Below are 15,214 nucleotides of genomic sequence, written 5' to 3' on the forward strand. Positions count from 1 at the left end.
GATAGCGGGTACTACATATTCAGTTGTGGTTACCGATGCCAAAGGATGTCCTTCCAATCCGATTCCTGTAACGATCACCGAGCCGGGATTATTGGCAGCTACAGCAGTTGTAACGCCATTTGGATGTAGTACTACAAATGTTGCCCAGCCGGCAGTTGTTACAGTAACTGCAAGTTCAGGTACAGGTCCATACACGTATAATTTTGATGGTTCTTCGACTTATACCAATGACAATACTTTGGTAGTAACAGATAACGGAAGTGTTCAGACGATCCATTATTATGTAAAAGATGCCAAAGGCTGTACGTTTGATGCTACAATTAATGTAGATCCATATTTACCATTAACGGACATTACTTTTGCTGTAACTACTGCGCCAGTTTGTCCGGGCAATGTTGCCGATATTACCTTAACGGTAGTTGGAGGTTATACGCCTATGGCTAAATATGAGATTATTTCACCGATAACAGTTGACAATACTATCAATGCGACCTTTACAGGATTGGCACCAGGTACTTATTTATTTAAAGTAACGGATGCTAATGGCTGTTCAATAGAGAGAAATTACACTGTTGATCCGGTAACTCCGATTGCTATTGCCGGTATTTTGGTAAATGACATTACATGTAATAGTGCCAATGGAACTACCAATAACGGTTCAGCACAATATACAGTAACAGGTTTCAGTGCATCGGGCAATTACAGCGTTGTAACTTCTCCGGCAGTCCCTTCAGGGCAGATTTCACATACTGGTGATGTGATTACCCTTACAGGATTGTCAGCAGGAACTTACAGAGTGACTGTACAGGACAATACGACAGCTTGTTCAGCAAGTGCAGATGTTACAATTACAGAGCCAACGGCTATTGACTTTACAGCAGTAGGAACAAAAGTGTTCTGTTCACAGGATATTTCTACGATCACCGTTAGCGCAGTTACAGGTGGTACAGGCGCTTATACGTATGCTGTTGTACAAGATGGAGCTACAGCTCCGGCTGCTACGGCTTATACAAGCAGCACGGTATTATCAGTAGACACTAATTTGACTAATTTGTCATGGAATGTTTATGTAAAAGATGCTAATGGCTGTATCCACATGGAGAATGTTATAATCACAAACGATGCACCTCCGGTTATTAATCCGGCAGCACCACAGTGTTATGCAGGTTCAGCGTTGACAGTTGACCTGGATCTTTTGACTACGACATACAACGGAGTTAAATCATACACAGTAAACGGATCAGCTTTGGCTACATCTACGGCGACCTTTACATCGCCAGGTACCTATAAACTAGGTATTAAAGACGACAATGGCTGTGAGGCATTTGTAAGCTATACTATTGAGAAGCAATTGTTGGCTACAGCGAGATTGACAAAAGACCTTTATTGTGCAGGATCGGTTAATGCTACTATAGATGTTGTGATTACCGATGGAGTTGCGCCATATACATATCAAATGTATGTAGGAGGAATAGCCACTGGTACGCCTACAGGAGTAACAGGATCAGGTTTCACGGCTTCAGTTTCAGCGGCAGGAATTTATACATTTGTAATAACAGACAGTAATGCGGCAGTATGTTCAGTAACCACAACCGCAGTAACGGTGACAGCACCGACTACTCCATCTGCTAGTGCAATTACCACAGATGTTAGCTGTAATGGAGGAAACAACGGAACCATTACATTGACCCCATCAAATGGAGTAGCGCCATATACCTATGTTCTAAGCGGAACAGGAGCCAATACGACAGGAGATGCTACAGGAGTTTACACAGGATTGATAGCGGGTACTACATATTCAGTTGTGGTTACCGATGCCAAAGGATGTCCTTCCAATCCGATTCCTGTAACGATCACCGAGCCGGGATTATTGGCAGCTACAGCAGTTGTAACGCCATTTGGTTGTGATGCTGCAAATGCTCCTAAAGATGCAATTGTAACTATTACTGCTACGGGAGGAACTTTGGGAACAGGTTACAGCTATAGTTTTGACGGAGGAAGTAATTTCCAGTCATCACCATCATTTACAGTGAATACTCCACAGACTATTTATTATGTAGTTCAGGATGTTAATGGATGTACTGCCAGCGGTTCTGTAGCAGTAGCGGCATTCACGCCACCAACAGGTATAGATGTTACAGTGACTCCTATTTATTGTATTACGCCAGGAACTGTTGCAACAGTAACAGCAAATGCAGTAGGAGGTGTTGCACCGTTTACTTATGAAATTAGTTCATCGTCATTAGTAGTAATAGCTCCAGCAGGAACAAATACTTTTGACAACATAGCACCTGGTACTTATAATATTAAAGTAACAGATAGTAATGGATGTAGCACAACTACACCAGTTATTGTTAAAGAAGCTGATAAAATAGCGGTTTCACATCAAATCGTTAATGATGTATATTGTAAAGGTGGTAGTACAGGAGCAGTAGATTTTACGGTTTCTAATTACATTACTGCGGGTGACTATACATTTAATTTAACAATGGGTGCAACAACTATAAGTACATTCACTCAAAATGGTGATCTTATTAGTTACACTGGATTGGCTGAAGGTAATTATACTTTCACAGTTATTGATGGTGTTTCCGGATGTTCAGCTGCAGTTAACTTTACAATTAACGAACCAGCAGTTGCTCTAAGTTCAACTTCAATTGCTACAAATATCAATTGTAACGAAGATAATGCTACGATTACAATTACAGCTACTGGAGGAACAGGTTCTTACAAATATGCTATAGCAAGAGCTACTGATCCGGCACCAACAGTTTATTCTACAAGTAACCAGTTAACTGTAGATACAAACAATGGTGCAGATGTAAACTGGATTGTATATGTAGTAGACAGCAATAATTGCCCTGCTACGAATACTCAGTTGATAAGTGTGGATCTTAATCCAACCATTGCCAATGCAGTAGCGACAAAATGTCCAAGTGCTACAGGAACTTATGAGATTACTGTTACAGCAAGCGGATTCAATACAGCATTATTATATAGTGTTGATGGAGTAAGTTTTGATTCAAACAATGTTATTACAGTTAATGCTCCTGGTATCTATAATGTAACGGTAAAAGATGCTAATGGTTGTTCTTCAGCTGTTACTCAGGTTACTATTCTTGAGCCTTTAGTTCTAACTCCAACCGTTACAACTTCGCCTTCTTGTACAGACGGTGATGGTGTGGTAGCTGTGTCAACAACAGGTGGTTCAGGAAACTATATTTATAACATTGATGGAGGTGCTTTCGGAGCAGCGACACCATTAACAGGAGTTTATTCAGGATCTCGTATTATAGGTGTTAAGGATACGACTACTTTATGTGAAGTATTTGTAACTATTGATCTAAAACCAGCTACAAGAGTTACAGGATTTGCGTTGTCATCAACACCTGTTACATGTAACGGTTTAAATGATGGAACAATCACAGCAACTATGGATACACCGGCTGAAGGTATTAACGATAATCCGGTATATACTTACAGTCTGGACGGAGGTACACCTCAGGATTCTCCTGTCTTTAACGGAGTTTCAGGCGGACTTCATACTGTGGTTGTAAGATCTGAAAGAGGTTGTGAGGATACTAAAACAATTACGGTTATCGAACCGGCTGTTATAGCTGTAAATGCAGTTGATGTTTCGCAGTTTACTTGTACAAATGGTAATACATCGAATTTTGCAACGCTTACAGTTGATCCGGCTACAGGAGTAAGGGGTGGTTCAGGTACGTATGTGACTTATGAATTTATCAAAAACGGTACTCAGGTTCAAAGCGGTACTTCAAATACATACACTGAATTTGATTTATCTGGCGGAACTTATACTGTAAACGTGTATGATAGCAATGGATGTATGGGTACTTACACTTTACCAATAACAATTGCTCCATACATTAAACTGGATAAAATTAATGTTGCAAAAACAGCAATTACATGTAATAACTTAGAAAGTATTACGGCTACAGCTGTTGATGCATCTGGTACAACTGTAACAGGTGTTGAATATACATTGACAAATGCTAATACAGGAATTACGTCTCCTGTTAATACAGATGGTATTTTCAATGATTTAGTAGTTGGTCAGTATATTATCACAGCGTTTAATCCGGCAACAGGATGTAGTATTCAATTGCCTCATTATGTAAACGAGCCAAATACGTTCTACTTGAAAGTTGTGAAAGACAGCGATGTAGTTTGTTACGGTTCTAATGATGGTGCTGTGAGCATTACCTTAATTGATAATATTGGTAATCCGGACGAAGCAGGAAGATTCAATTATACTGTATCAGGTCCTGTAGCAAGCTCAGGAACAACCACAACAGCAGGACCATTAAACTTATCAGGTTTAACAGCTGGAGAGTATACAGTTTCAGCAACATTAATCGATAGTCCTTTCTGTACTGTTTCAACTACATTTGTAATTGGACAACCAGATGCAAGATTAGAGATTTCTGAAACTCATACCCCTATTACTTGTATTTCAGGTAATAATGATGGAAGTATTTCAGTTTCTGCAACCGGAGGATGGTCTGGAGGATACGAATTCCAATTAGAGAATAGTACGGGTGTGGTTTCTGTTTGGTCAACAACACGTGATTATACTAATTTAACAGCGGAAAACTATATTGTACGTGTCAAAGATTCAAAAGGTTGTATTAATTCTGTTAACGTGAATCTGGTAATTCCTGATCAAGTTGTTGTAACGGCTAGTCCAGATATGACTATAGTACCATGTTATGGAGATACAAGTGCTACTATCACGGCAACTAATGTAACAGGTGGTCAGGGAAGTAATTATTCATATACTTTGAATAGAATAATGGCTACTGAAGTAATTTCTTCAGGTCCGCAAAATTCACCAAGCTTCTCAGGATTAGGAGCAGGAACTTATAGTATTACGGTTACTGATGGTTTCACTTGTAGTGGTACTTCTGCTGAGATAACAATCACAGAACCAACAATTGTTACACCATTGTTAGTTCATTCTGCTAATGCAACTTGTTTAACACAGGACAGCCTGACAATAAGCGCAACAGGAGGAACAGCCCCTTATACATATAGTGCAGATCCTAGTTTTACTACCGTACTGGGTTCATTTGCAGCTTCAGATTCAGTTACTTTCAATGTAACGCCTGGTGAGTATAAATACTATGTAAAAGATGCAAATGGCTGTATCGGATTTGTTTCAAATGGTATTAATGTTCCGGTACTACCTGAACTTGATATTAATGTGAATGCACAGAATGCTGTAATTAACTGTAAAGGTGATGTTACAGGCGTTATCGTTGCTGAGGCTCAGGGTGGTTTAGGAAACTATGTTTATACATTAATAAATGATGTAACAAAAGCAGTCGTACAGGGACCACAAGCAGATGGTAACTTTACAGATTTACCTGCAGGTGATTATACTGTTCATGTTGTGAGCGGAGATTGTACAGATGATTCAGCTGTTGTAACAATTACAGAACCAAATACAGCTGTTTCTATAGATCCTAAAGTGACAAATGTAACTTGTAACGGTAATGATGATGGAAAAATCATTATGAACGCTACTGGTGGAACAGGACAAATTATGTATGCAATTTCTCCTAACTTGAATCAGTTCTTTGACGATGGTGAATTTAACAATTTAGCACCAGGACATTACACAGTAATTACTCAGGATGTTTTAGGATGTTACATTTCGTATGAATTTGATATTACTCAGCCAACAGCTTTAAGTGCAGCTCTTATTCCAAATACGATGTTGCCGGAAGAATGTAAAGGTGAGAAAAATGGTACTTTCGCAATTGAAATCAAAGGTGCGACTGCTCCGTATAGTGTAAGTCTTGATGTGAAAAACGGTACTTATACACAAGGTGTTGTTGGACAAACAAGATTTGATTTTGATAATCTTTCAGGAGGCAGACATATTGTTTATATTAAAGATGCTGCAGGTTGTACTTATGAACTTGAAGTGATCATGCCGGATGCTGTAGTACTGGATCCAAAAGCATCTGTAAATTATGACTGTGTGAATAATGCTGCTGCAAACGCTGTAACTATTACTATTGATCCGAGCATTACGAACCTTGCTGATGTTGATTACGCTCTTGATGGGGTTGCCCCTTTCCAGACAAGTAACATCTTTGCAAATGTTGCTCCGGGTACTCACTTTGTATTGGCAAGACACACTAATGGATGTGAAGTGCCAACTGCAAGTTTTACTATTGCAGCGGTTGCAAAACTGGATATAACAGTTACAGAAGAGAAAGGTGTTTGGAACGTACTTACTGCAACTGCTGTAGGTGGTGGTGGTGATTACCAATACAGTATCGATGGTGAAAACTTTAGTTCTGAAAATAAATTCAAGATCTATAAAACCGGTACTTACAGAATTACCGTAAGAGATAAGAATGGCTGTACAGATTATGAAGATTACTATATCCCGTATGTTGATGTTTGTATGCCTGATTACTTTACACCAAACGGAGACGGTATTTATGACGACTGGGGTCCTGGTTGTACCAATATTTACAACAACCTTGAGTACACCATCTTTGACAGATACGGTCGTGTAATTGCGAAATATCGCTACGGTCAAAAATGGAACGGTAAGTACAACGGTGAGGAATTGCCAACAGGTGATTACTGGTATGTTCTTAAACTAAATGACAAGAATGATGATAGGGAGTTTGTTGGACATTTCACTTTATACAGATAACAAATAAGCAGCCCCGATGATGTTATCTAAAAAAATTATTACAATGAGAAAATTATTAGTATCCTTAGTACTCCTAGCTGTAACATCTGGTTACAGCCAGGAGTTAAACCTACCGGTGTTTACGCAATATTTGGCAGATAACCCTTTTGTTCTTTCACCAGCTTATGCCGGTATTGGGGACAACGTTAGAATTAGGGTAAACGGATTGACACAATGGGTCGGAATTAAAGACGCTCCACAGAATCAGTCTGCTTATATTGATTTTAGGCTACTGGATCGTTCCGGGGTCGGTTTGTCACTTTATAATGATAGTAATGGTTATACCAAACAAACGGGGGCCAAGCTATCGTTTGCACATCATATCATTTTAGATTATTATTCTAAGCAATATCTATCGTTTGGTATTTCGTACAACTTAAATACTTTCAGAGTAGAGACGGATAAATTTGGCACAGATGTAGAGCATCCGATTCCTGATCCTTCGGTGACTAATGATCGATATACAGCCAATAGTAACTTTGATCTTAGTGCCTTGTATCGTAACAAGAATTTTTATTTTAGTTTTAATGCGAACAACGTTTTAAAGAAAAAAGTTAACGTAGAAAGAGTACAGGAACCAGATTTGCTTTCTAATTATCAAATCTACAGTGGATTTACTTTCAGGGATGCTGAAAACGGTCGTATTGAATATGAGCCTTCTGTGTTTTATCAGTATTTTGCGAGTGATAAACGTTCTACTACCGATATCAACTTTAAATACAGACGTTACAACCGTTATGAAGAGTATTACTGGATTGGAGCTTCCTATCGTATGCTGAATGACCAGTTTCCAAAACCTCTATCGGTTGGACCAATGGCAGGCTTCATGAAATCTAAAATCTATTTTGCATATTCTTATCAGGTAATGTTTAACGATTTGGGGTACTATAACTCAGGAACACACGTTGTGACCCTTGGTTTTGATTTTCTTCAGGCGCTTAGTAGCTGTCCTTGTACAGAAAGCCCTGTTCATGATTAATTTGTTGTAATTTTAAAACAGAAGTTTTAAGTATACATTGAAACGAATCGCAGGATTGTCTGGTTTTACCTCATTAATTTGATTCTGACCGGCAGTATTGCTAAATTTGAATAAATCTACAGGATTTATGAAAAGGAAAATTTCGTTTTATGCCCTTCATCTGTGTTTATGTCTGGCTTTTTTATTTTTGCCTTACGCATTTACATCAGCGAAGACTATTTTTGTATGGCCTGACTTGTACTCAAACGTACACGACCGTATTTATTTTTTTATATATTTTAGTTTATTGTGTTTCTTTTACTTTAACTATTATTATTTAATTCCACGATATTATTTTCAAAACAAGCAATTATTATATTTTGTAATGATTGCTTGTTTTCTTTTATTTTTTCTTTGGGTATCAAGATTTCTAGATCATCCGGATCATAATTTCCTTGATTTTAGAGACCATTCTAAACCTTTTTTAAAGCATCATGAACTTTTTAAAGAAGGAATGAAACCGCCTCCGGATTTAAAAAAGATGCCTCCTGGACCCCGACCAATGTCTTTTGATGCTATGGGTGGGCCGCCAACGCAGTATGGACATACAGCTTTGGTATATTTACTTGGAGTAATTTCAAGTTTATTATTTGCTATTTCAGGAAGGTTGCAAAATGTAGAAAAAGAAAAAATGAAGTCAGAACTGGCTTTTTTAAAAGCTCAAATCAATCCTCATTTTTTGTTTAATACGCTGAATAGTATTTATGCGCTGGCTTTAAAAAAAGATGATAAAACACCAGATGCAGTTATACAGCTTTCTGAACTTATGCGTTATATCATAACGAATGCAAATGACGAAGTGATCGATTTAAGTAAAGAAATCAATTATATCAGCAATTTTATATCCTTGCAAAAAACGCGTCTCGGAAACACGGTATCTGTCGATTATCAGGTAAACGGAAGTCCTTTTGGTAAGGCTATTACACCGCTTATATTAATTTCATTTATTGAAAATGCATTCAAACATGGTGTGAATCCGGATCAGACTTCAGAGATTTGTATTTATATTGATATTTTAGATGATGTGCTTACGATGCAGGTATCGAATAAAAAGACATTTTCGATCCAATCTGAAACGGGTATTGGTCTGCAAAACACAATCGAAAGACTGGCGTTATTATATCCAAACAAACATCAGTTAAAGATCGAGGATACGCACGATAAGTACATTGTAAATTTAAGTATACAAGTAGTATGATAAAAGCGATTGCATTAGATGATGAACCTTTGGCTTTAGAAATTTTGCAAAGTTTATGTGGAGAAATTGATTATATCGATCTGCAGAAAACGTTTACAAAATCTGATGAGGCTTTTAAATACCTTAAAAAATATCCGGTTGACTTGTTGTTTTTAGATGTCAATATGCCCTCTATTTCAGGTTTAGATTTCTATAAAAAACTGCCTCATAAAATAATGGTCATTTTTACAACTGCTTATTCTGAATATGCAGTCGAAGGATTTACACTGAGTGCAACAGACTATCTTTTAAAACCCATTTCGTTTTCCCGATTTCAGCAGGCTGCAGAAAAGGCATATTTGCAATTCAAGACGCAGAATCAAAATCTGGAACAACAGTATCTTTTCATTCGTGCCGATTATAGTCTGATTAAGATTCTTTTTTCGGATATTCTATACATCGAAGGCTTAGATGACTACCTTAAAATCCACATTCAAAACCAAAAAACAGTTGTGGCCAGAATGACTCTAAAAGCCATACTTCAAAAATTACCTGAAACTGAATTTGTTCGTGTACATCGTTCTTTTATTATTCCGATTTCGAAAATTGAAAAAATCAGAAATAAAATTATTCATATAGCTCAGGCTGAGATACCGGTTAGTACCAGTTTTGAAACTGCTTTTTTCGATCTTTTGAATAAAAAAGACAATTCTAAAATGAAATAATTTTACTACAAATAAATTTTTTATTCCTGTTTACCTCATAATTTTTGTTGATTACCTCAAACTTTTTCCACGATTATAATTTCGAATAATTTTACCTGAAAATTGTGGTTAATCATTTAATTGATAAAACATTAAAACGAAGAGAATATGGAAAGAAAAGATTTTTTAAGAGGTTTAGGTTTAGTTGGAATCGGTTCTCTGGCTATTCCGATTATAAACGCATGTAGTAAAGATGATGATTCTTCAGAAACATCAACGGATACAGAAACGGCTACTGACACTGGATCTGATTCTGGTTCTTCTCGTACTTGTTCTGTAACTCCTTCTGAAACAGCCGGTCCGTTTCCGACCATTTCACCATCTTCTTTGGTAAAGTCAAATATTGTGATGGACAGAACAGGCGTTGCTTTTACCATTAATATTACGATACAAAACACAAAAGCAAGTTGTGCGGCTTTAAAAGGGGCTATTGTTGATATCTGGCACTGTGATAAGGATGGTTATTATTCGGAGTACGGAGGAACAGGTATGCAATCTGTCAATTATACTTCTGTACATTTTTTAAGAGGAAGGCAAACTACAGATGATAATGGGTTAGTGACTTTTACCTCTATTTTTCCGGGTTGGTATTCAGGCAGGGCAACGCATATTCATGTACATATATATAACGCAAGCGGAACTTCATTGTTAGTTACACAAATTGCTTTTCCTGAAGGTTCCGGTAGTGCTGTTGCTTTGGTTAATGCATCAAGTTCGAATGGTTATACCAAAGGTTTGTCCGGCTATACTTATAATGCTTCTGATAATGTGTTTTCAGATGGTTTTTCAAATGAACTGGCAACAGTTACAGGAAGTGTTGCTGAAGGTTTTGTTTTAAAACACACTATCAATGTTGCCAGTTAAAAATGCGTAAAAGAGTTTAAGATGATTAAACAGTTTCCAGCTCAAATATATAAGTCAGAAACAAGAGGTGTTTTCAGATCAGAAAAATACAATTGTTTTGCCACTTTTAATTTTGACCAGTACCAGGATTTGTCCAGAATACCTTTTGGCTCTTTACAGATTTTAAACGAAGAAATATTGGCTCCCCAACATTGTATTTCAAGAGTGATAAAACCACATACGAATGTAATTATTTTGCCTTTATTCGGCGGAATAGAGTATAAAGACAATCTTGGTAATGCCGAATTTTTGAGAGTGGAGCAAATTCGGGTTATTACTGCTGATGAAGAAATGACGGTCGAAATTTTTAATCCGTACGAAAATGAAAATGTGAGTTTCCTTACCATTCATTTTCAAAAGGAAAAACAATGTTTTAAAAACTATTTTCAGAAATCAGAAATCGATTTGTCCATTAAAAATAAATTAATTCGATTGATCGAAATTGAAGAAACGGTTTGTTTTATTGGTGTTTATGATGGAAGGAAGGAAGGCTTTTACACTTTAAAAAATCCTGACAACGGCGTTTTTGTATTTGCAGTTAACGGTGCTTTTGAGGTTGAAGACCGGCTATTAGAGGCCAGGGACGGTTTAAGTATGAAAAATACAGAAGCAATAGAATGGGAGGCTTTGTCTGAAAACGCCATTTTATTAGTTTTTGAAGTGCCTTTAGTATAAATTGTTGAATAAGACTTATGAAAATATCAAAAATAAGGCTCGCTTATCGTGTAATTATTGATAGTTCTTCTACAATAATCTGGGATAAATATGTTTTTGAAGATACTTTTAAAGAATATAAAATGCAAAGCCAGCAATTCAATTCGAAAGAAAATCCTAAAAACACTTTTAGGGAATTATTGTCTGAAAACGAAAAGGCTTCCCAACTCCATTTTTTGGTCGGAATTGCAGCAGATAGTTATATTCAACAATTAAAAGGCAATTTTTACAGGGTTTCAGATGTGTTGGGAAATCAGTATTTTCCTTTTACAAATTATCAGCTAGATATCATAAACAGCGATGTTACAGCTATTTCAAAACACAAAATCGGCATCACATTCTATTCTCCGCTGTTGAGTTATTTCGGAATTATAGAAGGGAATTTTGTGGTTTCTAAAAATATCGAAAATACAAATGGATACGAAACGATTATGTTTCCGGTACAGCCACATTTGTCAATCTGTTACATTCAAAAAGAATAATTCGTTATTATTTCCAAAAACAAAAACCACATATTGTTTTCGCCTTTTTTACTTTGATAGTTAGTAAAAAAGGCTTTTTTTGTGTCTGATAGTAGTTTAATCCGCATCAAAATTTGTGTTTAATATTTAATAAAGGAATTTATTTGTGAAATTATAACGATTTCGTTCTTTAAATTATTGGTTTTTTGGTTTATCCGAATTTATGAGAACCTTAAAAGTTCTATATTTGTTTTTCTTTCAAAAAAAACCATAAAATTTTATCAAATGAAAACTCTAAACGATTTCGATTTTAAAAATAAAAAAGCAATTATCCGTGTTGATTTTAATGTGCCTTTGGATGAAAATTTCAATGTAACAGATGCAACACGTATTGAAGCTGCAAAACCAACTATTGATGCTATTCTGGCTCAGGGTGGAAGCGTGATTTTGATGTCACACTTAGGAAGACCAAAAGGGGCTGAAGAAAAATACTCTTTGAAACATATCTTAAAAACAGCTTCTGAGATTTTAGGCGTTCAGGTTAAATTTGCTGAAAACTGTGTTGGCGAAGCTGCTCAGGCTGCTGCAAAAGACTTGAAGCCAGGTGAAGTTCTTTTACTTGAAAATTTACGTTTTCATGCTGAAGAAGAAGCTGGAGATGTAGCTTTCGCGAAAGAATTGGCTTCTCTTGGAGATATTTATGTAAATGATGCTTTTGGAACAGCTCACAGAGCACACGCTTCAACAACTATCATTGCACAATTTTTCCCAACTGAAAAATGTTTCGGAACATTACTGGCAAAAGAAATTGACAGTTTAAATAAAGTATTGAATAACAGTGAAAAACCTGTGGTTGCAGTTTTAGGAGGTTCTAAAGTTTCTTCTAAAATCACGGTTATCGAAAACATTCTGGATAAAGTTGACCACATGATTATTGGTGGAGGGATGACTTTTACATTTATTAAGGCACAAGGAGGTAAAATTGGAGAGTCTATCTGTGAAGATGATAAATTAGATTTAGCTCTTGATATTTTAAAAGCAGCTAAAGAAAAAGGAGTTCAGATCCACATTCCTGTTGATGTAATTGCTGCTGATGATTTTTCAAATTCTGCAAACACACAAGTTGTTGATGTAACGGCAATTCCTGATGGATGGCAAGGTCTTGATGCAGGTCCTAAATCTTTGGAAAACTTCAAAAAAGTAATTCTGGAATCTAAAACGATTTTATGGAATGGTCCTCTTGGTGTTTTTGAAATGGAAACTTTCTCAAAAGGAACTATCGCTTTAGGTGATTATATTGCCGAAGCTACTGCAAACGGAGCGTTTTCTTTAGTTGGAGGAGGAGATTCTGTTGCAGCTGTAAAACAATTCGGTTTTGAAGATAAAATGAGCTATGTATCTACCGGTGGTGGTGCAATGCTGGAGATGTTAGAAGGTAGAGTTTTACCTGGTATTGCTGCTATCTTAGATTAAAAATATAACAATTAACATTTTTTTTAACGTTTTTTACGCTTATTCTGCTTAAGTTTGTAAAAATACCACTTCTGTAATTCTTTGGATTATAGAATTTTAAAAAAATGTTATATGATTATAAGAAAAATTTCCTTAGCGTTTTCAGTCTTTTTTTCAATAGCTGGTTTTGCACAAGATGTGGTTAAAGCAGATACAGAAATAAAACCTGAAGTAAAGATTTCGTACTTAGATTCAGTAAAAAAGACGTTTGTAAAAAACGATTTGGCTATCCGGGTTGACAGCCTTTGGATGAATGAACTGACAAGTCTTGATATTTATGAAGATTTAACTAAGGATATTCAAACGATCAATAAAGATGTGACTGTAGATCAGGAACTGCCTACTGAATTGCTGAAACAGCGTTTACAGGTAATGAATGAAAAGTCACCTTTTGAAATAGAATACAATCAGGGATTAGAAAACATAATAAAGTCATTTCTTAAAAATCGTAAAAAATCATTTTCACGATTAATGGCTTTGTCAGAATACTATTTTCCTATTTTCGAAGAGGCATTTGCAAAACAAAATGTGCCTTTAGAAATCAAATATTTAGCCGTTGTAGAATCTGCTTTAAATCCTAAAGCAGTTTCTAAAATGGGCGCCACAGGACTTTGGCAGTTCATGTACGGTACGGGTAAACAATACGATCTTAAAATAGACTCGTATATAGATGAAAGAAGTGATGCCTTAAAAGCTACAGCTGCAGCATCCGAATATATGACCAAAATGTTCAATATTTTTGGAGATTGGGAACTCGTTTTAGCATCCTATAATTCAGGTCCCGGGAATGTAACCAAAGCAATCCGTCGCTCTGGCGGTAAAACCAAATACTGGGATATTCGTAATTTCCTTCCTAGAGAAACCCAGGGATATGTTCCAGCTTTTTTAGCCACAATGTATCTTTTTGAATTCCACAAAGAACACGGTATCAATCCGGAAAGAGCAGTCATTAAAAATTTTGAAACAGATACGGTTTGTATCAAAAATCAAATGACGTTCAAACAAATTGCTGATTTACTGGATATGCCTCAATCGCAAATTGAACTTCTGAATCCTTCTTATAAACTAAAAGTGGTCCCTTTTTATCAAAATGAACCACATTTTTTACGTCTGCCGAAAGACAAAATCGCAACTTTTGTAAATAACGAGGATAAAATTTATGCCTATGCGAAATATGATTCTGGTATTATAAAAGTTCCTTCGAGATTAGCTTCAAAAATAACTCCGAAAGTGAAAGCAAAGCCTAAAGCAATTGAGTTACCAGCAGCCGATATTCAATATTATACCGTTCAAAAAGGAGACAATTTAAGTGTTATTGCTGAAAAATATGATGTAAGTGTATCGGATATTAAGGAGTGGAACAATCTGAAAGGGAATACTGTTGCGTTAGGTAAATCTTTAAAACTAAAGTCTAACGTAATTGTTTCTAAAACTGCTCCGGAAGTAATTAAAAAATCGGAAGAAGCTATCGCATCTGCAGATACATCTGATAAAAATGAAATTGAGGTAGAATATGTTGTAAAAAACGGTGACAATCTTGGAAATATTGCAAAAAAATTCGGGATAACATTAGCTGAATTAAAAGAATGGAACAACCTGACATCAAATAATCTGGCATCAGGCAAAACTTTAGTGGTTTCTAAAAAAGAAAATACAATTGTTGAACCAACTGCTGTGGCATCTGCTTCTGTTGATTCATTCAAGAAAAAACCAGCTTCACCTAAAAGTCTGTCTCAGGATTATTATGTAAAAAAAGGAGATTCATTATACAGTATTTCAAAAAAATATCCTGGAGTAACTATTTCTGATATTAAAAAATGGAATGGAATTAAAGATGAGGATATAAAACCGGGAATGAAGCTTAAAATAAACGGATAATAAAAATAACTTACTTAAATTTGGGTTTTATTCTTTAAAATTATAAAA

Annotated in this window: 9 protein-coding genes; all 9 read left to right on the forward strand. The window is 36.1% G+C overall.

Annotated elements, in window-relative coordinates; translation table 11 throughout:
* Positions 1 to 25 precede the first annotated feature (25 nt).
* The 9 genes from AAEO57_RS17275 (at position 26) to AAEO57_RS17315 (ending at position 15,166) form a co-directional block, all read left to right on the forward strand.
* A complete protein-coding gene (locus tag AAEO57_RS17275; protein ID WP_341694283.1) occupies positions 26 to 6,700 on the forward strand; it encodes a T9SS type B sorting domain-containing protein in 6,675 nt (2,224 codons plus the stop codon).
* Between the two features lie 43 nt (positions 6,701 to 6,743).
* Positions 6,744 to 7,718: a PorP/SprF family type IX secretion system membrane protein gene (locus AAEO57_RS17280; protein ID WP_341694284.1), complete on the forward strand. Its 975-nt coding sequence runs from the start codon at positions 6,744 to 6,746 to the stop codon at positions 7,716 to 7,718.
* 127 nt (positions 7,719 to 7,845) lie between these two features.
* Positions 7,846 to 8,955, forward strand: coding sequence for a sensor histidine kinase (locus AAEO57_RS17285; RefSeq protein WP_341694285.1), 1,110 nt, complete (start codon positions 7,846 to 7,848; stop codon positions 8,953 to 8,955).
* On the forward strand, positions 8,952 to 9,659 hold the full coding sequence (locus AAEO57_RS17290; protein ID WP_341694286.1) for a LytR/AlgR family response regulator transcription factor: 708 nt from the start codon (positions 8,952 to 8,954) through the stop codon (positions 9,657 to 9,659). The genes AAEO57_RS17285 and AAEO57_RS17290 overlap by 4 nt, the downstream gene beginning before the upstream one ends.
* 147 nt (positions 9,660 to 9,806) lie before the next feature.
* Positions 9,807 to 10,562, forward strand: a complete 756-nt coding sequence (locus tag AAEO57_RS17295) for a dioxygenase family protein (RefSeq protein WP_341694287.1) — start codon at positions 9,807 to 9,809, stop codon at positions 10,560 to 10,562.
* A 21-nt stretch (positions 10,563 to 10,583) separates the two neighbouring features.
* The gene (locus AAEO57_RS17300; RefSeq protein ID WP_341694288.1) at positions 10,584 to 11,276 is read left to right on the forward strand and encodes a pirin family protein; all 693 of its coding nucleotides are present in this window, start codon (positions 10,584 to 10,586) and stop codon (positions 11,274 to 11,276) included.
* A 17-nt stretch (positions 11,277 to 11,293) separates the two neighbouring features.
* A complete protein-coding gene (locus AAEO57_RS17305) occupies positions 11,294 to 11,797 on the forward strand; it encodes a hypothetical protein (protein WP_341694289.1) in 504 nt (167 codons plus the stop codon).
* A 264-nt stretch (positions 11,798 to 12,061) separates the two neighbouring features.
* Positions 12,062 to 13,249, forward strand: a complete 1,188-nt coding sequence (locus AAEO57_RS17310) for a phosphoglycerate kinase (protein WP_341694290.1) — start codon at positions 12,062 to 12,064, stop codon at positions 13,247 to 13,249.
* Positions 13,250 to 13,360: 111 nt separating this feature from the next.
* The gene (locus tag AAEO57_RS17315; protein WP_341694291.1) at positions 13,361 to 15,166 is read left to right on the forward strand and encodes a lytic transglycosylase; all 1,806 of its coding nucleotides are present in this window, start codon (positions 13,361 to 13,363) and stop codon (positions 15,164 to 15,166) included.
* Positions 15,167 to 15,214: the final 48 nt, after the last annotated feature.

It is taken from the genome of Flavobacterium calami, from assembly GCF_038290035.1.
Taxonomy (GTDB): Bacteria; Bacteroidota; Bacteroidia; order Flavobacteriales; family Flavobacteriaceae; genus Flavobacterium; species Flavobacterium calami.